This is a genomic window from Shimia gijangensis (assembly GCF_900142085.1).
In the GTDB taxonomy this organism is placed as follows: Bacteria; Pseudomonadota; Alphaproteobacteria; order Rhodobacterales; family Rhodobacteraceae; genus Shimia; species Shimia gijangensis.
On record NZ_FQZQ01000011.1, the window covers coordinates 37,099 to 62,191 of the forward strand.

Genomic DNA, 25,093 nt, shown 5'->3' on the forward strand with positions numbered 1-25,093 from the left:
TGCATCGCGTCGTGGAGCATCAGATCAACTTTGTTGGACAGTTCTACGAGTTACGCGTCCTAAAGCGTGTCACCGCTGAAGCTGACAGATCGGCCTGTATGGTCGAACCGTAACCCCTGGCCGGATAGACCGGAGCGTGAGACACCGATGTTGCGGTAATCTTAAGGGTTTCGGTATCGATGATTTTGGTAGGCTCGGTTTCGCCGAGAGCGACGACCTGCGATTTCGCGCCATACCCGGCAGGATCGGCCACCGCGTTGCCATGATGGGCGGTGCGGAAGGTGCTGTCGACCAGAAACATTTCGTTGACGCCCGCGACAACTTTTTCGACACCATCAGGACCATAGACCGTGGTTGGATGTTTGCGACCACCACCAACCCACGATTGCAGCAATATCCCTCCCAGACCATCAATATGATCGGAATGCAGGTGAGTGAGAATGACGGCTTCAATCGAGCCGGTCGGGAAACCCATATTCGACAGGCGGCGTGCTGCGCCTTCCCCGGGATCAATCACAAATGCCTGGCCACTCGCTAATATCCCCAAACATGGCCCGGACCGAGACGGGTCAGAAAGGGGTGAACCTGTCCCGCAAAGATACACCTGGAGTCCGAGTTGCTCACCGGCGTCGGGAAATGCCCGCTAGGAAACGGCTGCGCGATACAATGCTTCTGAGATCGGCCGGGAAAACAAGAACCAGGCAAGCACGCCGGCAATCAACACCATCACAACGGCCACGCCAATTCGCTTCAACCACTTCATTGCACCAACCCGGATCAGAAACTCGTTTACCCAAAGGCGACTGAAGCCGCCGCCGCAAGCAACCTTTTTTAGGGTCTACGCTTAGGTACTTAAGAACCGCTTTTCAGTCAAACTTGGTCGGCCAGTTAGAATGACCCCACGGGCTCCCTCCTGCAATTCACTGCACTCGCAACCGTCCCAATCCAGAACAGATCCGGTCACAAAACTAGGGCCCCAATCGGGGCCCTGTCGTTTACTTGAAACTCCGGCTTTCTTTGATCTGTTCCCAGGCCCAGACCACTTCCTGCAGCTGCTCTTCCTGGCTGCGGTCGCCGCCGTTCATGTCGGGGTGCAGCACTTTGATGAGCTTTTTGTAGGCTTTGCGTATTTCTGCCTTGGTCCAGTGATCTTTGGCCTCAAGGATATCAACCGCACGGCGTTCAGTGGGGGGCAGACGTTTGCCGCTGCCGATGCCTTTGCCGGGGTTCTGTGTGGCATTGGCGCCCAGAACCTGATGCGGGTCCTCAATGCCCAGACGCGCCCAGGCGCGGGCCTCGGGGTCGACGAAGGATTTTGTTTCACGCTCCCAGACTTTGTCCTTGGAGTTTTGCGCGTTCATCTCGGCTTCGGTTTTGCCGTCAAAAAAATTCCATTTGAGATTGTATTCGCGGGCATGGTCTTTGCAAAACCATTTGAATTCATCCAGCACATCCGGTGCGCGCGGCGCCCGATACAGGCCAGATTCGTCACAGCCATCATGTTCACAGACGCGCGTTGATGTCTCTGAAGCGCCTGACATTGTGCGCCGACCGCGAGGTTTGTTCTTTTTCGCCGTCTTAACGGACATGTCAAAACCAAAGGGATCTGATTTACTCATGGTCGTACCTTTCCGAGTCGAGGCGCAGAGTTTAGTCTAACCAGCAGCAGATAGAAGGGGTTGGAGACAAAAAATGTTAGTCAGGCAAGAAATTCACGAAAAACTGAACATCGCATTTACGCCACGCACACTGGAAGTGGTTGATGACAGTGAAAAACACCGTGGGCACGCGGGTTATCAAGAAGGTGGACAAAGCCACTTTAACGTGCTGATCCGCTCAGAAGCCTTTGAAAACATGTCGAGATTGCAAAAACACCGGGCGGTACACAATGCCATCGGCCCAGAGTTGGTTGCACGCATTCACGCGTTGGCGCTGGACATCGACGTCTGATCTAGACCTTTGCGGTCTGCTCATCAGGGGTGGTTTCCTCGGGGTTGGCGGCATTTTTTGCCCGGGCAACCAAGGCAACGGGCAGGTCGTCCGGTTCGGATTCGCCGGATTCTGATGCAAACCCTTTGGGGATTTCAGCCGCGTCTTCGGCCTTCGTGGCGATCTCTGCGGTGCGTTCTTCGTCCTGAGAAGGCTGTTCAATGGCCGGACGTTCGAGCAATTTGGGTCTAAAAGCACTGACGTCATCCGCCCGAGCACGGCGAAATACCATGACGTTGCGAAAGATCGTCGTGGACGACGTCAAGCCGCTGCGTTCTTCGCTGGGCAGGGTCTCGGTGCGTTGAAACTCCCAGCCGTCGGCGGCCATGTCGTTCATCACGCTTTCCAAAGCGAAAGCAAACCGGTTTTCGGTACCTTTGACGCCACGGGCTTTGCGGCCTTTGGCGGGGGCAGGCACAACTTTGTATTCATAGATGGGCATGGCACTCACTGGGTTAGTCAATCTTGGCACTATATCAAGGTGTTCGTCGTACGTCTTTACCGGAGTTTTTTGCCGCTTTTAATGGGGAATTATTTCTTGCGAATGCCCATGGTGCGTCCAACACGGTCCGGGCGGGGCAATCGACTGTGTTCGGACTGAAAGGACGCAAACGTGTTCAGAATATCGGCGGGCATCGGGGCCACGCGGGGCCCGGAGGTGTCGATATGCAGGCCCAGACCTTCGCCTGTGGCCGAAACCCAGCCGTCTTCGTGGATCAATTCCTGATAAAAATGCCAGCTTTTGTCATCATGATCCAATAGTTGCCAGCTGACGCGCACCTTGTCGCCCAGATGAATTTCACGCAAGTAACAGACATGATATTCAGCGGCAAAAGACGCGCCTCCGCGCGTTTTGCGATAGTCCAGACCAAAGCCGATCTTTTCCCAAAGCGCATCCACACCCTGATCAAAAAGCACGTTATAATACGCCATATTCAAATGACCATTATAGTCGATCCAGTCTTTCTGAATCTCCATGAAAGGTGAGTAAAACGGGGCAGGAGAGTTCATGTTATGCTTTCGGTTTGGGGTTTCGGCTGATGCCCGGCGTCAGGCGTTTTGTGCAAGCCATTCCTCGCGGGTGATCGTGAAGTCGGTACAGTTGTCGTCCCTGTAGGCGCGGCGCAAGCCGTTCTGGCGCAACCCGCATTTTTGCAGCACGTGCATTGAGGCGGTATTTTCCGGGTCGGTCACAGCGACGATTGTGTCGAGGTCGGTCATCTCAAAGCCAAAGCGGACAATGCGTCGGCAGGCCTCGGTCGCATAGCCCTTGCCCCATGCGCTGCGGCGCAACAGATAGCCGGTTTCGATCTCGGCGTCCGGATAGCGATCTGGCACGACGCTGGCCCAGTCGGTGTCGTCCAACTCGATGGGCAAGGGCGTCAGTACAACATCCCCCAGCTTCTCGCCTGTGGTTTTTTCAATGACGCACCAGATTCCGATGCGCCCACCGGCGCCGCGACGCACCACGTCGTGTTGCGATTTGTAAATGTCGAAGTCTTCGGGCAGCTCGCCGACATATTTCATCACCTCGGAATCAAACAGCAAGGCGCGGCTGAGATCGATATCTTCCAAAGTAAAAGGGCGCAACACCAGCCGTTCGGTTTCAAACGTCAGCTCGGCCTCTGAAAGAGGGTGCAGTCTCATAGACGTTCCGGGAGATATGCCACCCGCAGCACGGTCATCCCTTGAGTTTCTGCGAGACCAGCTGGTTCACGGCCTTGGGGTTGGCTTTGCCGCCGGTCGCCTTCATAACCTGCCCGACAAACCAGCCCGCCAGTTTCGGGTTTTCCTTGGCCTTTTCCACCTGAGCAGGGTTGGCGGCAATGATCTCATCCAGAGCTGCCTCAATGGCGCCGGTGTCTGTGACCTGTTTCATACCACGTGCTTCGACGATTTCGGCCGGATCACCACCTTCGGTATAGACGATCTCAAAGAGGTCCTTGGCGATCTTACCCGAGATGGCATCAGACGAAATCAGGTCGATGATGCTGCCCAATTGCGCCGGCGATACCGGGCTTTCGGTGATGTCATGGTCTTCTTTTTTCAAACGACCAAACAATTCGTTGATGACCCAGTTTGCGGCCAGTTTGCCGTTGCGCCCGTCTGCGACGGATTCAAAGTAGGCCGCGCTTTCGCCATCTGCAGTCAGAACGCTTGCGTCATAGTCTGACAGATCGAAGTCGCTGATAAAGCGTGATTTTTTGGCGTCTGGGAGCTCTGGAAGGTTTGCGGCGAGATCGTCGACCCAGGCCTGTTCAATCTCGAGCGGCAACAGATCCGGATCCGGGAAATAGCGGTAGTCATGTGCTTCTTCCTTGGAACGCATCGACCGGGTTTCGTTCTTGTCTGGATCATAAAGACGGGTTTCCTGATCCACGCTGCCGCCACCTTCAACAATTTTGATCTGGCGGTTGGCTTCGACCATGATCGCGGCTTGGATAAAGCGCATCGAGTTCATGTTCTTGATCTCGCAGCGGGTGCCGAGATGCGAGAAATCCTGGGTTTCCATGTATTTTTCGAACTGACCGGGTCGACAGATCGACACGTTCACATCGGCGCGCATGCTGCCGCTTTGCATGTTGCCATCGCAAGTGCCCAAATAGCGCAGAATCTGGCGCAGTTTGACGACAAAGGCGGCGGCCTCTTCGGGGCTGCGAATGTCCGGGCGGCTGACGATTTCCATCAGTGCCACGCCCGTGCGGTTGAGGTCGACGAACGACATGTTCGGATCCATATCGTGGATCGATTTGCCCGCGTCCTGTTCGAGGTGGATGCGTTCGATGCGCACGTTGCGCGCGGTACCGTCACCCATTTCAACCAAGACTTCGCCTTCGCCCACAATGGGGTGATAGAGCTGTGAAATCTGATAGCCCTGGGGCAGGTCCGGGTAGAAATAATTTTTACGGTCAAAAGCACTGTTGAGGTGAATTTCAGCCTTGAGACCCAACCCTGTGCGCACGGCTTGTGCCACGCATTCTTCGTTGATGACGGGCAACATGCCGGGCATGCCCGCGTCGACGAACGCCACGTTGTTGTTGGGCTCGGCACCGAATTTGGTTGAAGCCCCTGAAAACAATTTCGCATTCGAGGATACCTGAGCATGCACCTCCATACCAATGACCAGTTCCCAGTCATGTTTGGCGCCCGCGATGATTTTGGGCTTGGGGGTGTCATATGTCAGGTCGAGCATCTGCCGGACTCCTTAAAACGCTATGGAACCGCGTTCTAAGACAGAGCACATGCAGGAGCAAGAGGGCAGGCGCATTCAGCGGTCGTTTTGCTGAATGCCATCGGGGCCAAATTGTACGGTTTCACCAGCCTGCAGTTTCTGTAGAAAAGGCATGGCAACCGCGTTCAAAGCGGTTTCCTGACCTTTGTTGGCCAGACGCTCGGCTGAAATGATGCGGGCGGTGTTTTCAAAGCCGATTTCCGCATGTCCCCAAATCAGAGGATGCAGTTCGCGCAGGTGGTTATGAACCACGTCTTCAAATCCACGCCGAAGTGCCGGTGGAAGATCGGGGCGGCAACCGGTTTCATGATAGCGTTCGCGGGTAATTTGCCAGCTCTGGAACAGATGCGCGGCCAGCAGGTTGGCAATGTGCTGGTTTGGGCGGCATTCGAGAATGTCTTTGACACCATCCAGAAAATATTCAGCTTCGAGGGTATCAAACCCTTCCGGGTCCACCAAAAGCGCGTCGAACCAAACCCACGTATAGGCGCCAGCCCCCCAATGGCTGAAGGTGCGCGCAGCGGTTCGACGGGCTTCGAGGTCAAGTGCCTGATACGAGCCATACCAGCGCGGCAACAGGTAATTTCCAAGTGCGCGCATGTGACGGGGATTGTCAGGATCCAGATCAATCAGCGCCTCGAATTCGCGGATCAGATGCGCGCCGGGATCGGATTTGCTGGGCAACAGGGCACAGCGGGCGGCAGACAGGGCTGCTGATTGCATGTCGTGCGGATCAAAGCCGGAAAGAATGTCGGTCGCGCGTTGGAAATGGGCCTCAAAGGCCTCTCGGTTGATTTCCTTCACAACGTCGGTTGAGCGCGCACCGCGCCAGGCCCAGCCAATATCTATGTGCATGTGAGCCACAATCAGGGCGATGGCATAGTCGTCGGGATATTCACACAAAACGGCTTCGAGCGCTTCGACGCCGCTAAAGAAATCGGAATCGGCGGCGGCTCTGCCGTGCAACAGTGAATGCTCTGCGGCGCGCACAACGTCAGAGCGGGCTCCAAAAGCCATCAGTTCGGCCACTTGTACGCCTGCGGGGGTCGCATCGCGGGCCTGATCGTGCTTTTTAATCTTTTCAGCCAGTTCGTCCCAACGTTCCTGGCGCGCCATATACAGGCCAAATTCGCGGGCTTTGTCGCCTTCTTCCTGATCCAGAGTGGTTTCCCGGATGGGGATATGCAGGCGTTCCTGCATCTCGCGGTAGGTGACGTTAAACGTGCCATCACCAAAATCAGACGTGCGCGCGGATTTGGGGCGTTGGGCCCGCTCGCGTGGCAAGGAAGGCGAAAATAGCCCTGCAAGCTGTGCCTTCTTGTCTGAGATGAAAGTCATACTGGGTCTGCTCCTCGTAACGTGACCCAAGATGTCCTTCTATTCAGGCCGAAAGATGGCGCAGTCTTGAAATCATGCAGACCGTTTTGCGGGAGGATTGCGGCGAAAATGCCCTAAATGACACGAAAATGCTGCCGTTCCGTCGGGATGTTGAGAGCCTCAAACTCCTTTTCCAAGGTGGCGTGATAGGGCATGACGTCCTGCGGAATGCGCAATTTGCTTTTGTCGATCAGCGTGAGCGTGACCCGAACAGAAAAATCCCAGCGGGTGTCAAAACGCGCAGATTCAATACGTGCCAAGGGCAATTCGGCGGTCTGCCCGCTGTTTTTCCAACTGAGCTTTTCTTCTGTCAGGCTGAATTGTGTTTTCGGGTTGCGGATGACATCAATGGCCGCTGGCACTGCAAACAACCCCAGCATAATGAGAAGCCACGGCATGGTGCCAACCGACTGCAAAAACGCAAGAACCAGAACGGCGGCAGCCAGCCCTAGAACTGTGACTTTATTGCGGCCCTGATTGTTGTGGTTCAGAGGTAGTGTCATCAGGTTTACTCCGGTGGATCTCAGGCGTCGCGGATGCGCGACACCATTTCAGTGGTGTCCCGGCTAAGATTGGGTTGCGACAGGATGCGGTCAAGCTGTGTTGTGATTTTTTCCTGACGTGCGGGATCATAGCGCTTCCAAGTCTGGAAGGCGCTGCACATACGGGCGGTTGTTTGAGGGTTCAGAGGATCAAGGCGGATCAACCAGTCAGCGAGCAGCGCATAGGCGGCGCCATCGCGGTAATGGAACCCCGCATGGTGCATTGAAAGGGCGCCCATGACCGCGCGGAACCGGTTGGGGTTCTTCATGTCAAAGTCTTTGTGCTCGGTTAGTCGCGCGGTGGTTGTGGCAGCATCCTGTGGATTCGCATGGATGATCTGCAGGCTGAACCATTTGTCCATCACCAGACGGTCATGCGCCCACTGAACCTGAAACGAAGCCAATTGTGCGGCCCCTTGCCCTGCGTCCAGCAAGCACGACAGAGCGGCCAGTTGTTGGGTCATATTGTCGGCCTGTTGATACTGAGCGGCTGCCTGTTTGCCCGCGTCGCTGCGGCTGAGAAGTGACAAGGCGGCATTGGCAAGCGCGCGTTGGCCGGCGGGGCCTGCCTCGGGCGAAAACGCGCCTTTGACCTGATTGGCCTGATACAGATCGGGCAAGACGTCCGCCAAAGCCGCGGCCTTGGCATCGCGCAGGGCCTCGGACGCGATGTGTATGGCCTCGGGGTCGGGGGTGTCGCCGGTGTCATGCAGCAGCCCGGCCAGTTCGGTCTGTGAGGGCTGGCCCAGCATCAGGGCGCGGTAGGCCGGATCAAGGGTGTCGTCGCGCAAAACAGCGCCCAACCCATTAAGATAGGCCAGATCTGGCGCGGCACCTGTTGCGATACTGTTCATCAATGATCCACGTGCCAGCATGCGCCCCGATTCCCAGCGATTGAACGGATCTGTATCATGGGCCAGCAAGAAAGCGCGGCGGGCATTGTCGATGTCATGGTCGAGGATCACAGGCGCGGAAAACCCGCGCAGGATCGACGGCACAGGGCGGGTGGCGTGACCCGGGAAGGCAAAGCTTTGTTCGGTCTCGGTTAACTCGAGGGTCTGGGTTGGCATCACCTCGTCGCCATTGGGATTGAGCAGACCAACGTTCACCGGGATCACCTGAGGGGCTTTGTCGTCCTGACCGGGCGTTGGCGCGGTGGATTGAGACAGGTGCAGTGTGAACGTGTCATCCGCATAGTCTTCACGCACGGTCACACGTGGTGTGCCGGGCTGCGAATACCAGCGTTTGAACTGTGTGAGATCGCGGCCAGTGCTGTCTTCAAAGACCTGCAGCCAGTCTTCGATTGTGGCGGCGTCGCCGTCGTGGCGATCAAAGTAGAGATCCAGCGCTTTGGAATATTCGTCAGCCCCGACCAATGTGCGCAGCATGCCAATGACTTCGGCACCTTTTTCATAAACCGTCGCCGTGTAGAAGTTATTGATTTCCTGAAAACTTTCTGGTCGCACCGGGTGGGACAGGGGGCCTTGATCTTCGGGGAACTGTCGCCCACGCAGGGCCAGAACATTGGCAATGCGCGCGACAGGTTCAGACCGCATGTCAGCGGTGAACTGTTGGTCGCGGTAAACGGTCAGACCTTCCTTCAGGCAAAGCTGAAACCAGTCGCGGCAAGTGATGCGATTGCCGGTCCAGTTGTGGAAATACTCATGCGCAATGATCGCCTCAATGCGTTCAAAATTGGCATCTGTCGAGGTTTCAGGGCTGGCCAGCACGCAGGACGAGTTGAACACGTTCAACCCTTTGTTTTCCATCGCGCCCATGTTGAAGTCATCGACGGCGACGATGTTGAACTCATCCAGATCATATTCGCGCCCGTAAACCTCTTCGTCCCAAGTCATCGACTTTTTCAGCGCCTCCATACCAAAGGCGCATTTGTCCTCGTCGCCGGGGCGGACCCAGATCGCAAGATTGACCTCCTTGCCGGACATGGTGGTGAACTTGTCTTCATGGGCAATCAGATCGCCTGCGACCAGCGCAAACAGATAGGCGGGTTTGGGCCAGGGATCCTGATAGATGGTCACTGAAGGCGTGTCTTTTTGGGTCTGGTCAGTCGAGGTATAGAGCCCATTACCATTGGACAGCATCACCGGCGTATGGCTGGCGGTGCTTTCGATGCGCACGGTGAATTGTGCCATGACGTCGGGGCGATCCGGATACCATGTGATTTTACGAAACCCTTCAGCCTCGCATTGGGTGCAATACATGCCGTTCGACATATAAAGCCCCTCAAGAGCGGTGTTGGCTTCGGGGTTGATCTCAACCTCGGCCTCCCAGTTAAACGGAGCTTCGGGCACATCCACTTCGATACCGCCGTCCACATGGGTGGGTTCCACTTCGTGGCCGTCCACCTTGATCGAGATATGCTTCAATCCCTCACCATGCAGGAAAAACGGGCGGTGGTGCACGTCGTAGTCAGGACGAAACCGAATGCGCGAGATGACCCGCGTCGCAGTGGGGTGCAGGCGAAATGTCAGATGCACATCATCGATAATCCAGCCAAAAGGTTTATAATCCTCAAGGTAAATTGTCTGGGCGGTGGCATCGGACATTTGGGCTCTCCATAAAAAGTCTGGCAAAGATGTAGCCAAACGGTGGGCGGCTGCAAGGCGAGAAGCGCTCGGGCGGGCGCAGTTTCTTGTGAATATTGAAAGTTTTTCAGCCAAAGCGACATAAACCGTTTTGTTGCCTATAGGAAACTTCTGCTCTAAATCGGATCGGTATACCGTCGTGCACTTATGGAATTTGGAGCCGCCAGCATGGTCAATAGAATTGAGAAATCCGGATTGCAGGTCGATCCCCGCCTGGTTGATTTCATTGAGGGGCAAGCTTTGCCCGGAACCGGAATTTCTGATGATGCATTCTGGGCGGGATTTGACCGTATGGTGCAGGACCTGGGACAAGAGAACCAGGCGCTGCTGGACACCCGTGAAGCCTTGCAAAGCAAGATTGACGCCTGGCACATCGCCCATCGCGATCAGCCTCACGATCACGAGGCATACACCGCGTTCCTGCAAGAGATTGGCTACCTTCTGCCAGAGGGCGACGCATTTGAAATTGAAACTGATAATGTCGACCCCGAGATCGCTCAGGTTCCGGGACCTCAGTTGGTCGTGCCAATCACCAATGCGCGCTATGCGTTGAATGCAGCCAATGCCCGTTGGGGGAGCTTGTATGACGGGCTTTATGGCACGGACGCGATGGGCTCCACGCCCCCGGCTGGCGGATATAACAAAGGCCACGGCGCCCGTGTTGTGGCCCGGGCGCGCGTGTTTCTGGACGAAGCTTTTCCGATTGAAGGGCTAAGTCATGCAGATGCGCGGCGCTATCATGTGCGCGATGGGGCCTTGCTGGTGGATGATCTGCCGCTGATGCAGCCTGAGAAATTTGCCGGATACCGTGGCAATCCCAAAGCGCCGGATGCGGTGCTTTTGGTCAATCATGGTCTGCACGTGGAATTGGTGTTTGACCGGGCACATTTCATTGGTAGCCACGATCAGGCCGGACTGGCAGACGTGCGGCTGGAAAGCGCGATGTCGGCCATTATGGACTGCGAAGATTCCGTGGCCTGTGTGGATGCAGAAGACAAAGTGCAGGCCTATGGCAACTGGCTGGGCCTGATGAAGGGCGATCTGACCGAAGAAGTCGCCAAGGGCGGCCAAAGCTTTACCCGCAGACTGAATACGGATGTGGCCTATGTGGCGCCGGATGGCAGTGACCTGACCCTAAAAACCCGCGCCCTGATGCTGGTGCGCAACGTCGGCCATCTGATGACCAATCCGGCGGTTCTGGATGCAGATGGCAAGGAAGTATTCGAAGGTCTGATGGACGCGTTGATCACCACCACGATTGCCATGCACGACTTGCAGCGCGCGGGTGGCAATTCGGTGCATGGGTCTGTCTATGTGGTGAAACCCAAGATGCACGGCCCCGAGGAAGTGGCGTTTGCCGTGCGCAGCTTTGATATGGTCGAGGACATTCTCGGCCTGCCGCGCAACACGGTAAAAATCGGCATCATGGATGAAGAGCGCCGCACGTCGGTGAACCTCAAACAATGCATTCGTGCCGCAAAATCACGTGTCGCCTTTATCAACACCGGATTTCTGGATCGCACGGGCGACGAAATTCACACCTCGATGGAAGCGGGGCCGTTCAGCCGTAAAGATTTCATCAAGCGCAAAGGCTGGATCGGCGCTTACGAAAACCGCAACGTCGATATCGGGTTGGAATGCGGGCTGCAGGGCAGGGCGCAGATTGGCAAGGGCATGTGGGCCATGCCGGACATGATGAACGCCATGCTGGAGCAAAAGATCGAACACCCCAAGTCGGGCGCGAACTGTGCCTGGGTGCCAAGCCCCACAGCGGCGACGTTGCACGCGTTGCATTATCACAAGGTGAATGTGTTTGCGGTGCAGGATAAGCTGCGCGCCGGCGGACGGCGGGCACATGTAGATGGCATTCTGGATATTCCGTTGGCGACGTTCCGTAAATGGACACCCGCACAGATCGCCAACGAGGTTGAGAACAACGCACAGGGCATTCTGGGCTATGTGGTGCGCTGGATCGACCATGGGGTTGGTTGTTCCAAAGTGCCGGACATTCACGATGTCGGCCTGATGGAGGACCGTGCGACTTGCCGGATATCGGCGCAGCACGTGGCCAACTGGCTGCACCATGACATCGTCACCGAGGCACAGGTGATGCAGGCATTGCAAAAAATGGCGGCCGTTGTGGATCGTCAGAATGCAAATGACCCGACCTACACGCCGATGGCGCCCGGCTTTGACGGCATCGCTTTTCAGGCGGCCTGTGATCTGGTGTTCAAGGGGCGGGTGCAGCCTTCGGGCTATACCGAGCCGGTGCTGCACGCACGGCGGTTGGAATTGAAATCAAGTCTTGGTGCCTGACAGAAGGTGTACAAGACGAGTTTTGGGAAATCGGTTTTACCCGGTTTCCCAATTTTTTATTTGCCTTCGACCTGACGGGCGTAATCTTCTGCGTCAAACCAACCGCGCGACGAGTTGACAATGGGACCGTCGCCAATTTCCCATTCCTCCCACCCATGCACCGTGAGAGGGTTTCCGGTTGCGGCATCATGGCCGGGGAATGTCCAGACAAAGATGGCATGGGTGCCGGAGCAACGCAGGTCAGTGTCAAATCCGGAACATCTGCATAAAACCCGGCCGCCATGTCGCGGACACGAGACCGGCCATTCCAAGGATCACCTTTGTTGATGATGATGTCTCCGTTTTCGGCATAAAACGACGCGACGGCATCGGCGGATTTCGAATTCCAAGCCGCGGTGTAATCTGCTGCCACCTTTTTGATTGCTGTTTGGTTCGTCATATCAAAGTGTTTCCTTTTCAATAATGTCCTGTGTGCACCGCAACCATGGCACGAAAGGCCGATTTCTCCCAAAAATGCCCTTCACCGCCTGACGCTGCGTTTTCCAAGATCATTGCCGCGACGGTATACCGTGATTGACCTTAGGTCATTTTCGATTGCACTTTCTTGAAAAACCATAATTGTCGCCCCGGCGGTCTCCATGCAGATTGCCGCGAACGAAAAAAGGAAAGCCCTCGTGACCGAAATAACACTCCGCAAAGCCCGTACCATCATTCGCAAAGCGCTGGAAAAAGGGCGCGAGATAGACCTGAAGCCACTGTCGGTTGTGGTGGTGGACGGCGGTGGTCACGTCCAGGCGTTTGAGCGCGAAGATGGCGCACCTGCGGGGCGGTTTCAGATTGCCTTTGGCAAAGCGTATGGCGCGGTGGTGATCGGGGTTCCCAGTTCAAAGCTTGTTGATATGGCGCTTGAGAGGCCGCATTTCGTGAATGCCCTGAGTGGCGTGTACGATGGCAAGATCGTACCTGTGGCGGGTGGTGTTCTTGTGCGTGACAAAAAGGGGGCCTTGATTGGCGCCGTCGGAGTCACCGGGGACACCTCGGACAATGACGCGGCGGCAGCTTTGGCGGGAATTGAGGCCGCCGGGCTGATCGGCGAAGCCTAGGGGACGCTACCTCTTTGCCATTGTCGCGCGTCAGGCCTATGTTGACCTGCGAACAGGCAAGTGAGGACACTATGGCGCGACCCATCGTTGGTATTATTGGCAATCAATATCTGTTGAACGACCAGTACCCGGCCCATGCCGGTGGCACGATGAATTCCGAGGCAATCTCGGGGGTGTCGGGCTGTATGCCTTTGTTGATCCCAGCTGACCCACGGTTTGTTTCGGTGGAAGAGCTGCAAGAGCGTTGCGACGGCTTTTTGCTGACAGGTGGGCGGCCCAATGTGCATCCTGAACACTACGGAGAAACGGCGACCGATGCGCACGGTGAATTTGACCGTGCCCGTGACGCGATTGTTTTGCCATTGGTGCGGGCTTGTGTTGAGAGCGGGCAGCCGTTTTTTGGAATTTGCCGGGGTTTTCAAGAAGTTAACGTGGCGATGGGTGGATCTCTATACCCTGAAATCCGCGATCTACCGGGGCGGGACAATCACCGGATGCCGCCCGACGGTACGCTGGAAGAGAAATTTGCTCTGCGCCACAGTGTTGAGTTTTCACAAGGTGGCACGTTCCATCAATTGTTCGGGTCGCAGACCGTGATGACCAACACGTTGCATGGGCAAGGGATCAAACGGGCAGGCACGCGGGTGGTGGTCGACGGACATGCGCCGGACGGTACGCCCGAGGCGATTTTTATCAAAGATGCTCCGGGCTTTACTCTGTCAGTGCAATGGCACCCTGAATGGGGCGCGGCCAATGACCCGGTGTCGCGACCGTTGTTCAAGGCCTTTGGCACGGCGGTTCAGGCATGGGCCTCGGGGCGGCAGGCCACATCAGTGTTGAAATCAACCTGAGGCCCTAACCAGCTCTGGTGTTGGAGCAATTAGGTCATTGGCAGGCAGCAACAGGCGGGCCTCAATGCCGCGCAGGCAACGTCGCGCTGTTTCTCCATAAGCCGAAACATCGCCACGCAGGTGTGGGAATGCCTGGAACATGGCTTCACGGGCGCGGTCGTCCATCGATTGAATGGAGTAATCCGTGGCATAGAAGCTCTCGGTAGGTACGCCTTCCGCGAATACGATCTGATGGCTGTCGAGCATCATGTGAATGTAAGTGACCCTGTCACAGTACTGGCGGGTAACGGAATGGCCATTCACCATATGTTTGGCCGCAACCAGAACTTCATGGTCGCCAAACAACAACTCTGAGCGCCAGTCAGCCATCAAAAACCGGTGCTGCGGCGACACAAGCAACGGTCGCTCCGCACCCGGAAGAGCATCCGGCGTCAGCAGGATAGGAGCATATTCGCCACTGCCGTCCATCTCGCTTGAACCAATCCAGCGGATCGGTTGCAGACCGTTGTCCTCAGTCAGAACCATGTCTCCGGCTGTCAGAGTTTCGACCGGACGCATGCCGCGATCGGTCATGATCAGCGTGCCGGGTGTAAAGCAGATCGGAGGCAGGATAGAGGTCCCACTGGTATCCTGAACGTCTTCGATCTCGGAAAAGTGGACAATGGTGCCATCCAGCAATTGAACTGTGCCGGAATACCCGCCCGCAGCATCGTCTGTGTTGGTCAGGTTAAAGGTGGCAACATCGGCAAGATCGCCGAGATTCAGGATATCGCCATTGGTTTCGTCACCTTCGCCGCCTGTGACGTAGATGTCGCTGATGCTTTCGCCCAGATCTGAGACATAGAACAGGTCGTCGCCATCGCCGCCCACCGCCGTGTCGCCATGCGAAATATCGAAAGTGTCAGCACCTGCGCCACCGGAGAGTTCGTCTGCACCCAGCCCGCCGACCAATGAATCGCTGCCAGCGTTGCCAAACAGGCTGTCGTCACCCTCACCACCAAGCACCGTATCCTGACCGCTGCCACCGCGCAGTTCATCGTTGCCGATGCCGCCTTCAAGACTGTCGTCGTCGTTGCCGCCGCGCAATGTGTCGGACCCTGCGCCACCGATGAGCGTATCTTCGCCAGAGTTGCCGCGAAGGTCATCATTGCCTTCACCGCCATCCAGAGAGTCGTCGCCAGAGCGGCCGTAAAGAGTATCGTTGCCTTCGCCGCCTTCCAAAAGATCATTGCCGCCGCCGCCGTCGAGCCTGTCGTCGCCGAAGTCGCCGAAAAGTGTGTCATCGCCGGCTCCGCCATCAAGCGTGTCATCGCCGCCATAAGCGTAGGTCGTGTCAAAATTGATGTTTGAAAACCATATGGCCTGAGTGCCATTCAAGGCGTTTGCGTATTCGATTTCGATATAGGAAACCGGGCCGGAAATCTCGACAAGGATCGAGCCGTTCTGATCTGCCTGAGATTCACCTACGGTCGCTGCCGTAACTGTATTGCCCAGCAATGTGTCATTGCCGCTGATTGTGATGGAGACTGTGACGGGATTATTATCCGCATCAAAGGCATTGATCGTCACATTGTCGAGGTGATTGGCATTGCCCCAGTCGATGTCTGAAATCCGGAATGAGACATTTTCGGCCTCATCAGCCACATCACTGCCAGTGGCCGCCGCAAAGGAAATTGTTGTGCGCGAGGTATCACCGTCGCCGTCGCCGTAAATATACAGCGATGAATTGGTGTCAAAATCTTCGCCGGTGCCGACATAGATTTCATCTGTGGATTCGATTTGAAAATCAGTGGTGTTGTTGCCGGTGGCTTCAAAGGAAACGGTAACATCCATCTCGCCGGTGTTTTGGGTAAACCCGGCGGTGACGCTTTGTTCGTCTGTGCCTTGCGCGCTCCAGTCCAGGGTTTCGCTGGTGCCATTTTCTTCACGGTCGCCATGCAACACGTCATTGCCATCGCCACCTTCGATGCTGTCGTTGTCACCTCCGCCATAGACAAGGTCGTCGCCATCACCCGACTGAATGGTGTCATCACCGTTGCGTGCATAGACGGTGTCGTTCATTCCGTCGACTCCACCTCCGTTGCCATCGTCGATGGCATCGCCTTGGTTGTCGACATAGGTGTCGTCGATCAGATCGCCCCCGCCAGTCCCAAGGATCACACCGTCCTGCGAAGTATAGGTGGGGGCCGCGGTCACTTCGGCAGATGTCAGGGTGGTTACTGCACCATAATCCGGCACAAAATAGACGTTTCCGTCCGTCGCGAGATAGTAAACTCCGGGTTCAGATTCATCCGTGAAGGTGGTGCCGCCCCAGGTGCCGGACCAGATCCAGTTGCCTGCGCCCAGATTGGTGTCCGTATCAAACGTCGTCCAGCCGTCAACGATCGCGTCGCTGACGTCCAGATTGTAATCGCCCAGTGTGACTAAATACCCGGAAGGCATCTTGCACTCTCCTACTCGCGCGTCCGATTTTGGAGGTCAGTGTTCCCCAGGCACAGTGTTGCCCTTTTGGAAACAATCGCTGGTCGGTGAGGCGAAATTCGGAGAGATTTAAGGAATTGTTCGGAAACAATGTGGCGAAATTGGGCGGATTGGCGAGAAATTTGGCTGCATTTTACACATGTCTTGGGGGGAAAGGGCCGCACTAATGTCGTTGTGCGGCCCAGATGCCCTAAAGATCAGTACGCAAATGCCAAAGCTCAGGAAACAGTTCAACTTCCAGCATGCGTTTGAGGTACGAGATGCCGCCGGTGCCGCCCGTGCCACGTTTGAACCCGATGATGCGTTCGACTGTTGTGACGTGATTAAATCGCCAACGGCGGAAGTAATCTTCAAAATCCACCAGCTTTTCAGCCAGCTCATAAAGCTCCCAGTTGGATTCGGGGTCGCGGTAGACCCTGGCCCAAGCCTCGGCGACCTCTGGGCTTTCCTGATGGGTTTCTGCCGTTGCGCGGTTCAGAACCGACGCTGGAAGAGGGAAAGATACGTTCAGCGCTTGCATAGCCACATCATAGAGCGATGGGCGGGCCAGCTCCTCGGTGAGGGTTTTCAAAAGATCTTTGCGGTGTTCGTGGGGTTTGAGCATGTTCTGATTGCGATTGCCCAGCATGAATTCAACAAGTCGATACTGATGCGATTGAAAACCCGAGCTTTGCCCCAAAGCATCGCGGAATCGCGTGTAGTCTGACGGCGTCATGGTTCGCAGGACGTCCCATGCGGAATTGAGCTGTTCAAAGATACGCGCCACGCGGGCCAGCATTTTCATTGCGGGTCGTGTCTGCCCTTGGATCAGACTGTCGCGGGCCGCGGACAACTCGTGAATTGCCAGTCGCATCCAAAGCTCGGAAGTCTGGTGCTGAATGATGAACAGCATTTCGTCGTGGGCGTCGGACTGAGGGTGTTGCGCGTTCAGAATGGTGTCGATCGACAGGTAGTCGCCATAGGACATACGTCCGTCAAACGACATTTCGGCGCCGTGGTCTTCGGGATTGATCGGGGTGGTCATGAGGTGCTCCTATTCCTTGGTGTTGTTATTTCACGGGAAATGGGCGGACCTCATGTTCAGGGCGCTACAGGCGGCCATGCAGCGCCAGAGACAGGCCCAGAAGGTGGGCCTGTAACGTCCTGGCATATGTGCAGTCGGGCGGGCCATCAGGTGACGGCCGATTTCACTTTGTATTCGTCCCGATCCCAAAGGCGGTTGGTCATGATATCTTCAAGGATTTCAGCGGCGCGCACAACATCGGCTTCGTCGATGTAAAGCGGCGTAAAGCCAAAGCGCATGATGTTGGGCGCGCGGAAATCGCCAATCACACCATGCGCAATCAGTGCCTGCATGGCGGGATAGCCATCTTCAAAGGCAAAAGAAACCTGACTGCCACGTGCATCGGGATCGCGCGAGGTGGCAAGGGTCAGCTCCGGACAGCGCGCTTCAACCTCGGTGATGAACAGGCTGGTCAGTTCTTGGGATTTCCTGCGCACATCAGCCATGTTGGTCATGTCCCAGACATCGAGGGCGGAGGACAGAGCCGTCAGCGCCAGAACGGGCGGCGTGCCGACACGCATGCGTTCGATACCGGTGTGAGGGCGATAGGATTGTTCAAAGGCAAAGGGCGCGTCGTGCCCCAGCCAACCGGACATGGCCGGGCGGGCGGTGTTGGCGTGTTTGGGGTTCACATAGATGAAGGCGGGCGCGCCGGGGCCACCATTAAAGTACTTATACGTGCAGCCCACAGCAAAGTCGGCTTTGCAGTCAGCCAGTTGCACGTCCGTGGCCCCAGCGGTGTGTGCCAGATCCCAGACCGTAATGACCCCATGCTCATGGGCTTTGGCGGTAAGAGCTTTCATGTCGTGCAAACGGCCTGTGCGGTAATCAACTTCGGTGATCATCATCACGGCGATCTCGTCCGTCAGGTTGGCGGCGACATCTTCGGGGGCGACGACACGCAATTCATAGCCTTTGTCGAGCGACTGGATCAGCCCTTCGGCCATATATAGGTCAGACGGGAAATTGCCACTGTCTGACAGGATCACCCGACGGTCTGGGTTCAGTTCCACGGCTGAGGCCAGCGCCTGATAGACTTTGACAGACAGGGTGTCACCCATGATGACATGGCCGGGTTCGGCCCCGATCAGACGCGCCACGCGATCACCAACCGACGTGGATTGCGCCATCCAGCCAGCGTTGTTCCAGCCGGTGATCAGCATCTCGCCCCATTCGTCGCGCAGAACCTTTTCCATCGCTGCAGGGGTCGCCTTGGGCAAGGGGCCCAGCGAGTTGCCATCAAGGTAAATCATGCCCTCGGGCAGGTGGAACATTGCTTTGGTGGCGGCGAAATCGGTCATGATGTGTCTCCGGTGTGTCGTGCGTGGTCATTTGCTTAACGGATCAAATTTTTTGATGCACCAGCAATTATTGTGAAGTGATTCATCAAGTTTCGTGATGATTTATGTCAGCCACGCGCAACGGGGATTACAATCCCGAGTTCCTGCCGCTTTTTCTTGGAAAGCCCTTGGGCGACCAGATCATAGGATAGGCAAAGGTGTTCTTTGAGTTCCGCGTCTGACAGGCCGGGGTCATCGTATTGCTGCAGCCACTTCATCCCGCGTGACGCCAGATAGGGCGCTGGGCGGATGCCGGGTTGGTCGCCCAGAACCTCAAACACCAAAGGGGACACTTTGAAGGTGAACGCGTCTTTGCCATCGTTCCAACCGCAGATGGCAAAGACCTTGGGGCCGACTTTCCACACATCTGCATTGCCCCATTGCACCACATGGGATGTGACGGGTAGGGCGGCGCAAAAGGCGTTGAATTCATCGCGTGTCATAGTCGCAGTCTACAGTTCTCCACCCGAAACCTGAAGCATTTGACCACGGTAGCTGTCGGAATTAGGGCCGCAGATGAACATCGCCGCCTCGGCCACCTCTTCTGGGGTGATCAGACGCCCGTGGGGGTTTACGCCCACCATCAGCTGGCGCGCTTCGGCCTCAGACAGGCCCGTGCGTTTCATGATCTTCTGGGTGTTGTCGGTCACGATGTCGGTGTCGACATATGCGGGGCACAGCGAGTTGAACGTGAAGGGCTTGTCCGCGTAATCTGCAGACAGACATTTGATCAGCCCGTTCATGGCGTGTTTGGAGGCGCCATAACAGGGCGCACCCTTGAGGCCGCGCAAACCTGCAATGGATGAGACGGCAATGACACGGCCCCAATCGGTTGTGACCATGGATTTCAGGCACTCACGAATTGTCAGAAACGTACCATCAATGTTGATGCCCATCATAAAGCGCCACTCTTCAAGCGTGGACTTGTGCAAGGCTCGGCCCTCGGCGATGCCTGCGTTGGCGACACAAATCTGGATTGGGCCACGAGCCGCAACCGCAGATGCCACGCCGTCAACGACCGAAGCCTCATCCGAAACGTCCATTTGCAGTGCGTGCAGACCGTTGCCTGCGACGTCTTGCAGAACATCGGCGCGACGGCCTGTGATGGTCACCTGCGCCCCTGCCTTGGCCAGATCGCGGGCAATGGCGAGGCCAATGCCCGTGCCGCCGCCGGTGACCAATGCGTGTTTCCCTTGCAAATGCATGATGTCTCTCCCTGTTTTGAAGCAGCGTACATACTACGCAGTATGTTTCAAGTCGCGCCGTGCCGTCACTTGGCGTCATTATTATTTATTCACATTTGTGAATTTGTTTACTATGGATAGGTCAAGCATTGCACAGAAGGGATTCGACATGGCGCGATTTGCAGGTTTGGCGGCGGTTTTGGCTGTGATGGGCAGTATAGCAGCAGCAAGCGAAGACATCGCTGACCAGTATCCGCAATCGGAACTGTACGCAAAACCCGTCGAAGTGATCCCGCATGTGTTCTCGGCCATTGGGGCCACGGCACCACCGACCTATGAGAACTCAGGCCACAACAACAACCTGTCCTTCATCGTGACCGATGAAGGCGTGGTGGTTGTGAACGGCGGCGCCTCGGCGCGTTTGGCGGCGGCCCTGCACGACGAGATCAAAGCCGTGACGGATCAAGCGGTCGTGCTGGTGATCAATGAGAACGGGCAGGGGCATGCCATGCTCGGCAATTCCTACTGGGTGGATCAAGGCGTCGATATTCTGGCCCATGTGGACGCCATCGCCGCCTTTACCGAAGAGGCGGATTTCATTCTGCAAGGCATGGAACGTTATAATCGTGACAAGGCCGAGGGGACGCGCACCGTGACGCCGAACCTTAGCTTTGAAAGTGAATACAAGGTGACCTTGGGCGGTGTCGAAATTCACGCAATGCATATGGGGCCAGCCCATGATCCAGGTGACACGCAGGTCTGGTTGCCGCAGTGGGGTATGTTGATTGCCGGAGACATCGCCTTTCACGAGCGCATGCTGCCGATCTTTGAAGGTATCTGCACCAGCTGTTGGATTGAAACATGGGAGACCAAATTGGAACCGCTGGCGCCAACCTATCTGATCCCCGGTCATGGCCATCCAACCAATCTGGCGCAGGTGCGTCGGTACACCCATGATTATCTTGTTGATCTGCGAGAAAAAATTGGGACGCATATCGAAGAGGGCGGTGATTTGTCGACGGCCTACTATGTCGATCAGGAGCGTTGGAAGGGGTTGGATACTTTCGAAGAGTTGGCCACCAAAAACGCAGGTCGCGTCTTTGAAGAGATGGAATGGGAGTGATCTCGCGCGCCAAGAAACCGTGATGCGGCGCAGTGTCCGCTTGCCTTTGGGCGCATAACCGACCATAGCCGATTTCATGTCTGTCGATTTGTTCATGTCTGTGACGCAGCCGGTTTTTCAAAACCGGTGTTTCGGGGTGGTGAAAGACGTCAGATTTTGCACAAAAAGTGACTGTTAAAATGACGCGCTGGTTGGATATCCCTCCGGTGTGGCTTGCCTGTTGCCTTGCTCTGGCATGGTGTCAGGCCGCATTTTTTCCGCTTGGGCTCAGCCTTGGCGGGATTGGGGCGGATTTTGTCGGAGGCATCCTTGTGGGAGGGGGTGTTATCCTGATCGCGCTGGCCGCGAGCGAAATGCGCCGTCAAAAAACCACCATCATTCCTCACCAAGACGCAGACCGGCTGGTGCAAAGCGGGATCTTCTCGCGGTCGCGCAACCCGATCTACCTTGGGGACGCCCTGATCCTTTTGGGGCTGATCCTGTATTGGGATGCGGTGTTGTCGTTGCCTTTAGTGCCGGTGTTTGTCTGGATAATCGAAAAACGTTTCGTGATCCCGGAAGAAAACCGGCTACGGATCAAGTTTCGGGCCAATTTTGCCCGTTACTGCGAAAAGGTGCGCCGGTGGGTTTGAGGGTGAAACAACAAAATATCACTTTAGGATATCACTTTGCTTGTGCAGCAATGAAGGTCGCGATAAAACATTGTGCAAGTGCAGCATGGCTTGCGCGCAATAATCTTACTCTTTGACTGAAGGGGGATACCAAACGTGAAGATCGGAACACCAAAAGAGGTGTTTGACGGAGAAAACCGGGTCGCGATGACGCCGGACTCTGCCAAGCAGCTTATGAAACTGGGCTACGAGTGTGCCATTGAAAGCGGTGCGGGGGCCAATGCTGGCTTTTCGGACGCAGTTTACAAGGACGCAGGCGTCGAGGTCATCAAGACCCCGGCTGCGCTTTGGAAAAATGTCGACATTGTCGCCAAGGTTCGCCAGCCAAATGAAACAGAACTGAAGCGTCTGACCAAAGATAAGACGCTGATTTCGTTCTTCAATCCTGCTGGAAACGAAGATGGCATGGAGGCCGCCAAGGCCAAAGGTGCCAACGTGATCGCCATGGAAATGGTGCCGCGTATCTCTCGTGCCCAAAAGATGGACGCGCTGTCGTCGATGGCCAATATCGCGGGTTACCGCGCCGTTATTGAAGCAGGCAACAACTTTGGCCGCTTCTTTACCGGGCAGATCACAGCTGCGGGTAAAGTACCGCCAGCCAAGGTTCTGGTTGTGGGCGCGGGCGTGGCCGGATTGGCCGCGATCGGCACCTCGACATCGCTTGGGGCGATCACTCTGGCGTTCGATGTGCGCCCCGAAGTGGCCGAACAGGTCGAATCAATGGGCGCTGAATTTGTCTATCTCGACTTTGAAGAAGAACAAGCCGACGGTGCCGCGACTGGCGGATACGCTTCTGTATCCTCCCCTGAGTTCCGCGAAGCACAGCTTGCGAAGTTCCTGGAACTGGCCCCTGAAGTCGACATCGTGATCACCACGGCCCTTATTCCGAACCGCGAAGCGCCGGAACTGTGGACCGAAGAGATGGTGAAAGCCATGAAGCCGGGCTCGGTCATTGTTGACTTGGCGGCGGAAAAAGGCGGCAACTGTAAGCTGACCGTTATGGACGAGAAGATCGTGACCGAGAATGGCGTGACCATTGTTGGCTACACTGACTTCCCGTCGCGCATGGCTGCTCAGGCGTCGACACTTTATGCGACCAACATTCGTCATATGATGACCGACCTGACCCCTGAAAAGGACGGTCAGATCAATCACGACATGGAAGACGACGTCATTCGCGGGTCCACTGTGACATTCGAAGGTGACATCACCTTCCCACCCCCCCCTCCGAAGGTGGCAGCGATTGCAGCCAAGCCCAAGGAAGTGGTGCCGGAATTGACACCAGAAGAAAAGCGCGCAGCCGAAGTGGCCGCGTTCAAAGCGCAAACCAAACAGCAGGTCACCCTGTTGGCCGTGGGTGGCGCATTGTTGCTGGGGGTCGGTCTTATTGCGCCAGCCAGCTTTATGCAGCACTTTATCGTGTTTGTGCTGGCCGTGTTCGTGGGCTTCCAGGTGATCTGGGGTGTTGCGCACTCGTTGCACACACCGCTGATGGCGGTGACCAACGCGATTTCGTCGATCATTATTCTGGGCGCCCTGATGCAAATCGGGTCGAGCAGCTTCGTGGTCATCCTGCTTGCCGCGCTTTCGGTCTTTATGGCCGGGATCAACATTTTCGGCGGCTTCCTCGTGACACGGCGCATGCTCGCCATGTTCCAGAAATCGTAAGGGGGTCAGGATAATGGAATTCGGATTTACCACTGCTGCATATGTAGTTGCAGCTGTTCTTTTCATCCTCTCGCTGGGCGGTCTTTCGGGACAGGAAAGCGCGAAACGCGCCGTATGGTACGGTATTGTCGGCATGGGTCTCGCGGTGTTTGCCACGCTTATCGGACCCGGTGCGGGTCTGTGGTGGCTGTCGGTCATCCTGATCGCAGCCGGCGGCATGATTGGGTATCAACTGGCCTCAAAGGTCGAGATGACCCAGATGCCGGAGCTTGTGGCAGGCATGCACGCGCTGGTTGGTCTGGCGGCTGTGTTCGTCGGCTACAACGCACATTTTGAGCTGGGCAATGTCATGTCGATGAGCCCGGATGGCACACTGCCTTTGTCCAAGGAACTGGCGGTAGGCCTTGATGGTTTTGCAGCATTGCTGGCCAAGAAAGAAGGCGTTGAGATTAACATCCTTCGTGTTGAAGCTTCGCTTGGCATCTGGATCGGTGCAGTGACCTTCACCGGCTCTGTGATTGCCTATGGCAAGCTGTCGGGCAAGGTAACATCAAACGCAACCAAACTGCCCGGCGGTCACTTGCTGAACGCAACTGCCGCGGCTGTCTCGGTGCTGTGTCTGATTTGGTACCTCAGCTCGGGCGCTATTCTGCCTCTGGTTATCCTGACCATTGCAGCCTTGTTTATCGGTTATCACCTGATCATGGGCATCGGTGGTGCGGACATGCCGGTGGTTGTGTCGATGCTGAACTCGTATTCGGGCTGGGCCGCGGCGGCGATTGGCTTCTCGCTTGGCAACGACCTGTTGATCGTTGTGGGCGCGCTTGTGGGCTCGTCCGGTGCGATCCTGTCATACATCATGTGTAAGGCGATGAACCGCTCGTTCGTCAGCGTGATCCTTGGTGGGTTTGGCGGAACAGCCGGACCACAGATGGAAGTCGAAGGTGAGCAAATCGCAATTGATGCCGAAGGCGTTGCGACCTCTCTGGAGGAAGCGGACAGCGTCATCATCATCCCAGGCTACGGTATGGCTGTGGCGCAAGCTCAGCAGAACGTTGCTGAGCTGACACGTCGTTTGCGTGCCAAAGGCAAAGAGGTTCGCTTTGCGATCCACCCTGTTGCTGGTCGTCTGCCGGGGCACATGAACGTGCTCTTGGCCGAAGCCAAGGTGCCGTATGACATCGTGATGGAGATGGACGAGATCAACGACGACTTCCCGACAACGGACGTCGCCATTGTGATCGGGTCAAACGACATCGTGAACCCGGCAGCACAGGACGATCCCAACAGCCCCATCGCCGGCATGCCGGTTTTGGAATGCTGGAAGGCGAAACAGGTGTTCGTGTCAAAACGTGGTCAGGGTACCGGCTATTCCGGCATCGAGAACCCGTTGTTCTTTAAAGAGAACACGCGCATGTTCTATGGTGACGCGAAACAGTCACTGGACAGCCTGTTGAACCTGATCAGCTGAATTTGATCGTACATGTTTGGAAAAGGCGCTCCGGTCGGGGCGCCTTTTTCTATTACAGGATCAGGTTGAAAAAGGG

At 56.2% G+C, this 25,093-nt stretch carries 23 protein-coding genes; 8 read left to right on the forward strand and 15 right to left on the reverse strand.

Annotated features, from left to right (window positions below; all coding sequences use genetic code 11):
* Window positions 1-43: 43 nt before the first annotated feature.
* Both BUC32_RS10815 and BUC32_RS10820 read right to left on the reverse strand, forming a co-directional pair.
* Complete coding sequence (locus tag BUC32_RS10815) at window positions 44-604, reverse strand: MBL fold metallo-hydrolase (RefSeq protein ID WP_083599307.1); 561 nt, start codon at window positions 602-604, stop codon at window positions 44-46.
* A gap of 391 nt (window positions 605-995) precedes the next feature.
* Complete coding sequence (locus BUC32_RS10820; protein WP_073252471.1) at window positions 996-1,619, reverse strand: DnaJ domain-containing protein; 624 nt, start codon at window positions 1,617-1,619, stop codon at window positions 996-998.
* A gap of 73 nt (window positions 1,620-1,692) precedes the next feature.
* Here BUC32_RS10820 and BUC32_RS10825 point away from each other — a divergent pair, with 73 nt between their 5' ends.
* Window positions 1,693-1,950: a BolA family protein gene (locus BUC32_RS10825; RefSeq protein WP_073252473.1), complete on the forward strand. Its 258-nt coding sequence runs from the start codon at window positions 1,693-1,695 to the stop codon at window positions 1,948-1,950.
* A 1-nt stretch (window position 1,951) separates the two neighbouring features.
* On the opposite strand, the gene BUC32_RS20805 is transcribed toward BUC32_RS10825, so the two are convergent.
* The 7 genes from BUC32_RS20805 to pepN form a co-directional block, all read right to left on the reverse strand.
* Complete coding sequence (locus tag BUC32_RS20805; RefSeq protein WP_073252475.1) at window positions 1,952-2,431, reverse strand: DUF4177 domain-containing protein; 480 nt, start codon at window positions 2,429-2,431, stop codon at window positions 1,952-1,954.
* Window positions 2,432-2,520: 89 nt separating this feature from the next.
* Window positions 2,521-3,000, reverse strand: a complete 480-nt coding sequence (locus BUC32_RS10835) for a thioesterase family protein (RefSeq protein WP_073252481.1) — start codon at window positions 2,998-3,000, stop codon at window positions 2,521-2,523.
* 39 nt (window positions 3,001-3,039) lie between these two features.
* Window positions 3,040-3,636 carry a GNAT family N-acetyltransferase gene (locus BUC32_RS10840; RefSeq protein ID WP_073252482.1) on the reverse strand — a complete coding sequence of 199 codons (597 nt, stop codon included), beginning with the start codon at window positions 3,634-3,636 and terminating at the stop codon, window positions 3,040-3,042.
* Between the two features lie 34 nt (window positions 3,637-3,670).
* Window positions 3,671-5,182 (reverse strand): Asp-tRNA(Asn)/Glu-tRNA(Gln) amidotransferase subunit GatB, encoded by a 1,512-nt coding sequence (gatB, locus tag BUC32_RS10845; RefSeq protein WP_073252483.1) that lies wholly within the window; start codon window positions 5,180-5,182, stop codon window positions 3,671-3,673.
* Between the two features lie 75 nt (window positions 5,183-5,257).
* Window positions 5,258-6,559 carry a hypothetical protein gene (locus tag BUC32_RS10850; RefSeq protein WP_083599308.1) on the reverse strand — a complete coding sequence of 434 codons (1,302 nt, stop codon included), beginning with the start codon at window positions 6,557-6,559 and terminating at the stop codon, window positions 5,258-5,260.
* Window positions 6,560-6,672: 113 nt separating this feature from the next.
* A complete protein-coding gene (locus BUC32_RS10855) occupies window positions 6,673-7,101 on the reverse strand; it encodes a hypothetical protein (protein ID WP_073252484.1) in 429 nt (142 codons plus the stop codon).
* A 20-nt stretch (window positions 7,102-7,121) separates the two neighbouring features.
* Window positions 7,122-9,707: an aminopeptidase N gene (gene pepN / locus BUC32_RS10860; RefSeq protein ID WP_073252485.1), complete on the reverse strand. Its 2,586-nt coding sequence runs from the start codon at window positions 9,705-9,707 to the stop codon at window positions 7,122-7,124.
* A 207-nt stretch (window positions 9,708-9,914) separates the two neighbouring features.
* On the opposite strand from pepN, the gene BUC32_RS10865 reads away from it, so the two are divergent.
* Entirely contained in the window at window positions 9,915-12,062 is a 2,148-nt protein-coding gene (locus BUC32_RS10865; RefSeq protein WP_073252639.1) for a malate synthase G, read from the forward strand.
* Here BUC32_RS10865 and BUC32_RS21220 read toward each other — a convergent pair.
* Window positions 11,977-12,501, reverse strand: coding sequence for a YybH family protein (locus tag BUC32_RS21220; RefSeq protein WP_407695248.1), 525 nt, complete (start codon window positions 12,499-12,501; stop codon window positions 11,977-11,979). The two genes, BUC32_RS10865 and BUC32_RS21220, sit on opposite strands and share 86 nt — an antisense overlap.
* A gap of 199 nt (window positions 12,502-12,700) precedes the next feature.
* Between BUC32_RS21220 and BUC32_RS10875 the strand changes: the two genes are divergently transcribed.
* Window positions 12,701-13,165 (forward strand): GlcG/HbpS family heme-binding protein, encoded by a 465-nt coding sequence (locus tag BUC32_RS10875; RefSeq protein ID WP_073252486.1) that lies wholly within the window; start codon window positions 12,701-12,703, stop codon window positions 13,163-13,165.
* A 71-nt stretch (window positions 13,166-13,236) separates the two neighbouring features.
* On the forward strand, window positions 13,237-14,016 hold the full coding sequence (locus BUC32_RS10880) for a gamma-glutamyl-gamma-aminobutyrate hydrolase family protein (protein ID WP_073252641.1): 780 nt from the start codon (window positions 13,237-13,239) through the stop codon (window positions 14,014-14,016).
* On the opposite strand, the gene BUC32_RS10885 is transcribed toward BUC32_RS10880, so the two are convergent.
* The 5 genes from BUC32_RS10885 to BUC32_RS10905 all read right to left on the reverse strand — a co-directional run bounded on the left by BUC32_RS10885 (window position 14,008) and on the right by BUC32_RS10905 (window position 20,105).
* The gene (locus tag BUC32_RS10885) at window positions 14,008-16,458 is read right to left on the reverse strand and encodes a Hint domain-containing protein (protein ID WP_073252487.1); all 2,451 of its coding nucleotides are present in this window, start codon (window positions 16,456-16,458) and stop codon (window positions 14,008-14,010) included. The two genes, BUC32_RS10880 and BUC32_RS10885, sit on opposite strands and share 9 nt — an antisense overlap.
* A gap of 229 nt (window positions 16,459-16,687) precedes the next feature.
* Window positions 16,688-17,521, reverse strand: a complete 834-nt coding sequence (kynA, locus tag BUC32_RS10890) for a tryptophan 2,3-dioxygenase (protein WP_073252492.1) — start codon at window positions 17,519-17,521, stop codon at window positions 16,688-16,690.
* 146 nt (window positions 17,522-17,667) lie between these two features.
* Window positions 17,668-18,861, reverse strand: coding sequence for a kynureninase (gene kynU / locus BUC32_RS10895; protein ID WP_073252493.1), 1,194 nt, complete (start codon window positions 18,859-18,861; stop codon window positions 17,668-17,670).
* Between the two features lie 107 nt (window positions 18,862-18,968).
* Entirely contained in the window at window positions 18,969-19,343 is a 375-nt protein-coding gene (locus tag BUC32_RS10900) for an MmcQ/YjbR family DNA-binding protein (RefSeq protein ID WP_073252494.1), read from the reverse strand.
* Window positions 19,344-19,352: 9 nt separating this feature from the next.
* Entirely contained in the window at window positions 19,353-20,105 is a 753-nt protein-coding gene (locus BUC32_RS10905; protein WP_073252495.1) for an SDR family NAD(P)-dependent oxidoreductase, read from the reverse strand.
* Between the two features lie 148 nt (window positions 20,106-20,253).
* Here BUC32_RS10905 and BUC32_RS10910 point away from each other — a divergent pair, with 148 nt between their 5' ends.
* From BUC32_RS10910 to BUC32_RS10925, 4 genes are all read left to right on the forward strand, one after another.
* Window positions 20,254-21,207, forward strand: coding sequence for an MBL fold metallo-hydrolase (locus BUC32_RS10910; RefSeq protein WP_073252643.1), 954 nt, complete (start codon window positions 20,254-20,256; stop codon window positions 21,205-21,207).
* Window positions 21,208-21,386: 179 nt separating this feature from the next.
* A complete protein-coding gene (locus BUC32_RS10915; protein ID WP_073252496.1) occupies window positions 21,387-21,839 on the forward strand; it encodes a methyltransferase family protein in 453 nt (150 codons plus the stop codon).
* A gap of 135 nt (window positions 21,840-21,974) precedes the next feature.
* A complete protein-coding gene (locus tag BUC32_RS10920; protein WP_073252499.1) occupies window positions 21,975-23,546 on the forward strand; it encodes a Re/Si-specific NAD(P)(+) transhydrogenase subunit alpha in 1,572 nt (523 codons plus the stop codon).
* Between the two features lie 13 nt (window positions 23,547-23,559).
* Window positions 23,560-25,017 carry an NAD(P)(+) transhydrogenase (Re/Si-specific) subunit beta gene (locus BUC32_RS10925; protein ID WP_073252503.1) on the forward strand — a complete coding sequence of 486 codons (1,458 nt, stop codon included), beginning with the start codon at window positions 23,560-23,562 and terminating at the stop codon, window positions 25,015-25,017.
* Window positions 25,018-25,093 lie beyond the last annotated feature (76 nt).

Excerpts from the sequence above, each read along its gene's own strand:
- BUC32_RS10875 (WP_073252486.1), top strand. The coding sequence starts at position 12,701 with ATGCAGATTGCCGCGAACGAAAAAAGGAAAGCCCTCGTGACCGAAATA.
- BUC32_RS10925 (WP_073252503.1), top strand. The coding sequence starts at position 23,560 with ATGGAATTCGGATTTACCACTGCTGCATATGTAGTTGCAGCTGTTCTT.
- BUC32_RS20805 (WP_073252475.1), bottom strand. The coding sequence starts at position 2,431 with ATGCCCATCTATGAATACAAAGTTGTGCCTGCCCCCGCCAAAGGCCGC.
- BUC32_RS10910 (WP_073252643.1), top strand. The coding sequence starts at position 20,254 with ATGGCGCGATTTGCAGGTTTGGCGGCGGTTTTGGCTGTGATGGGCAGT.
- BUC32_RS10880 (WP_073252641.1), top strand. The coding sequence starts at position 13,237 with ATGGCGCGACCCATCGTTGGTATTATTGGCAATCAATATCTGTTGAAC.
- BUC32_RS10840 (WP_073252482.1), bottom strand. The coding sequence starts at position 3,636 with ATGAGACTGCACCCTCTTTCAGAGGCCGAGCTGACGTTTGAAACCGAA.
- BUC32_RS10885 (WP_073252487.1), bottom strand. The coding sequence starts at position 16,458 with ATGCCTTCCGGGTATTTAGTCACACTGGGCGATTACAATCTGGACGTC.
- kynA (WP_073252492.1), bottom strand. The coding sequence starts at position 17,521 with ATGACCACCCCGATCAATCCCGAAGACCACGGCGCCGAAATGTCGTTT.
- BUC32_RS10915 (WP_073252496.1), top strand. The coding sequence starts at position 21,387 with ATGACGCGCTGGTTGGATATCCCTCCGGTGTGGCTTGCCTGTTGCCTT.
- gatB (WP_073252483.1), bottom strand. The coding sequence starts at position 5,182 with ATGCTCGACCTGACATATGACACCCCCAAGCCCAAAATCATCGCGGGC.
- BUC32_RS10855 (WP_073252484.1), bottom strand. The coding sequence starts at position 7,101 with ATGACACTACCTCTGAACCACAACAATCAGGGCCGCAATAAAGTCACA.
- BUC32_RS10835 (WP_073252481.1), bottom strand. The coding sequence starts at position 3,000 with ATGAACTCTCCTGCCCCGTTTTACTCACCTTTCATGGAGATTCAGAAA.
- BUC32_RS10820 (WP_073252471.1), bottom strand. The coding sequence starts at position 1,619 with ATGAGTAAATCAGATCCCTTTGGTTTTGACATGTCCGTTAAGACGGCG.
- BUC32_RS10905 (WP_073252495.1), bottom strand. The coding sequence starts at position 20,105 with ATGCATTTGCAAGGGAAACACGCATTGGTCACCGGCGGCGGCACGGGC.
- BUC32_RS10900 (WP_073252494.1), bottom strand. The coding sequence starts at position 19,343 with ATGACACGCGATGAATTCAACGCCTTTTGCGCCGCCCTACCCGTCACA.
- pepN (WP_073252485.1), bottom strand. The coding sequence starts at position 9,707 with ATGTCCGATGCCACCGCCCAGACAATTTACCTTGAGGATTATAAACCT.
- BUC32_RS10850 (WP_083599308.1), bottom strand. The coding sequence starts at position 6,559 with ATGACTTTCATCTCAGACAAGAAGGCACAGCTTGCAGGGCTATTTTCG.
- BUC32_RS10865 (WP_073252639.1), top strand. The coding sequence starts at position 9,915 with ATGGTCAATAGAATTGAGAAATCCGGATTGCAGGTCGATCCCCGCCTG.
- BUC32_RS21220 (WP_407695248.1), bottom strand. The coding sequence starts at position 12,501 with ATGACGAACCAAACAGCAATCAAAAAGGTGGCAGCAGATTACACCGCG.
- BUC32_RS10825 (WP_073252473.1), top strand. The coding sequence starts at position 1,693 with ATGTTAGTCAGGCAAGAAATTCACGAAAAACTGAACATCGCATTTACG.
- kynU (WP_073252493.1), bottom strand. The coding sequence starts at position 18,861 with ATGACCGATTTCGCCGCCACCAAAGCAATGTTCCACCTGCCCGAGGGC.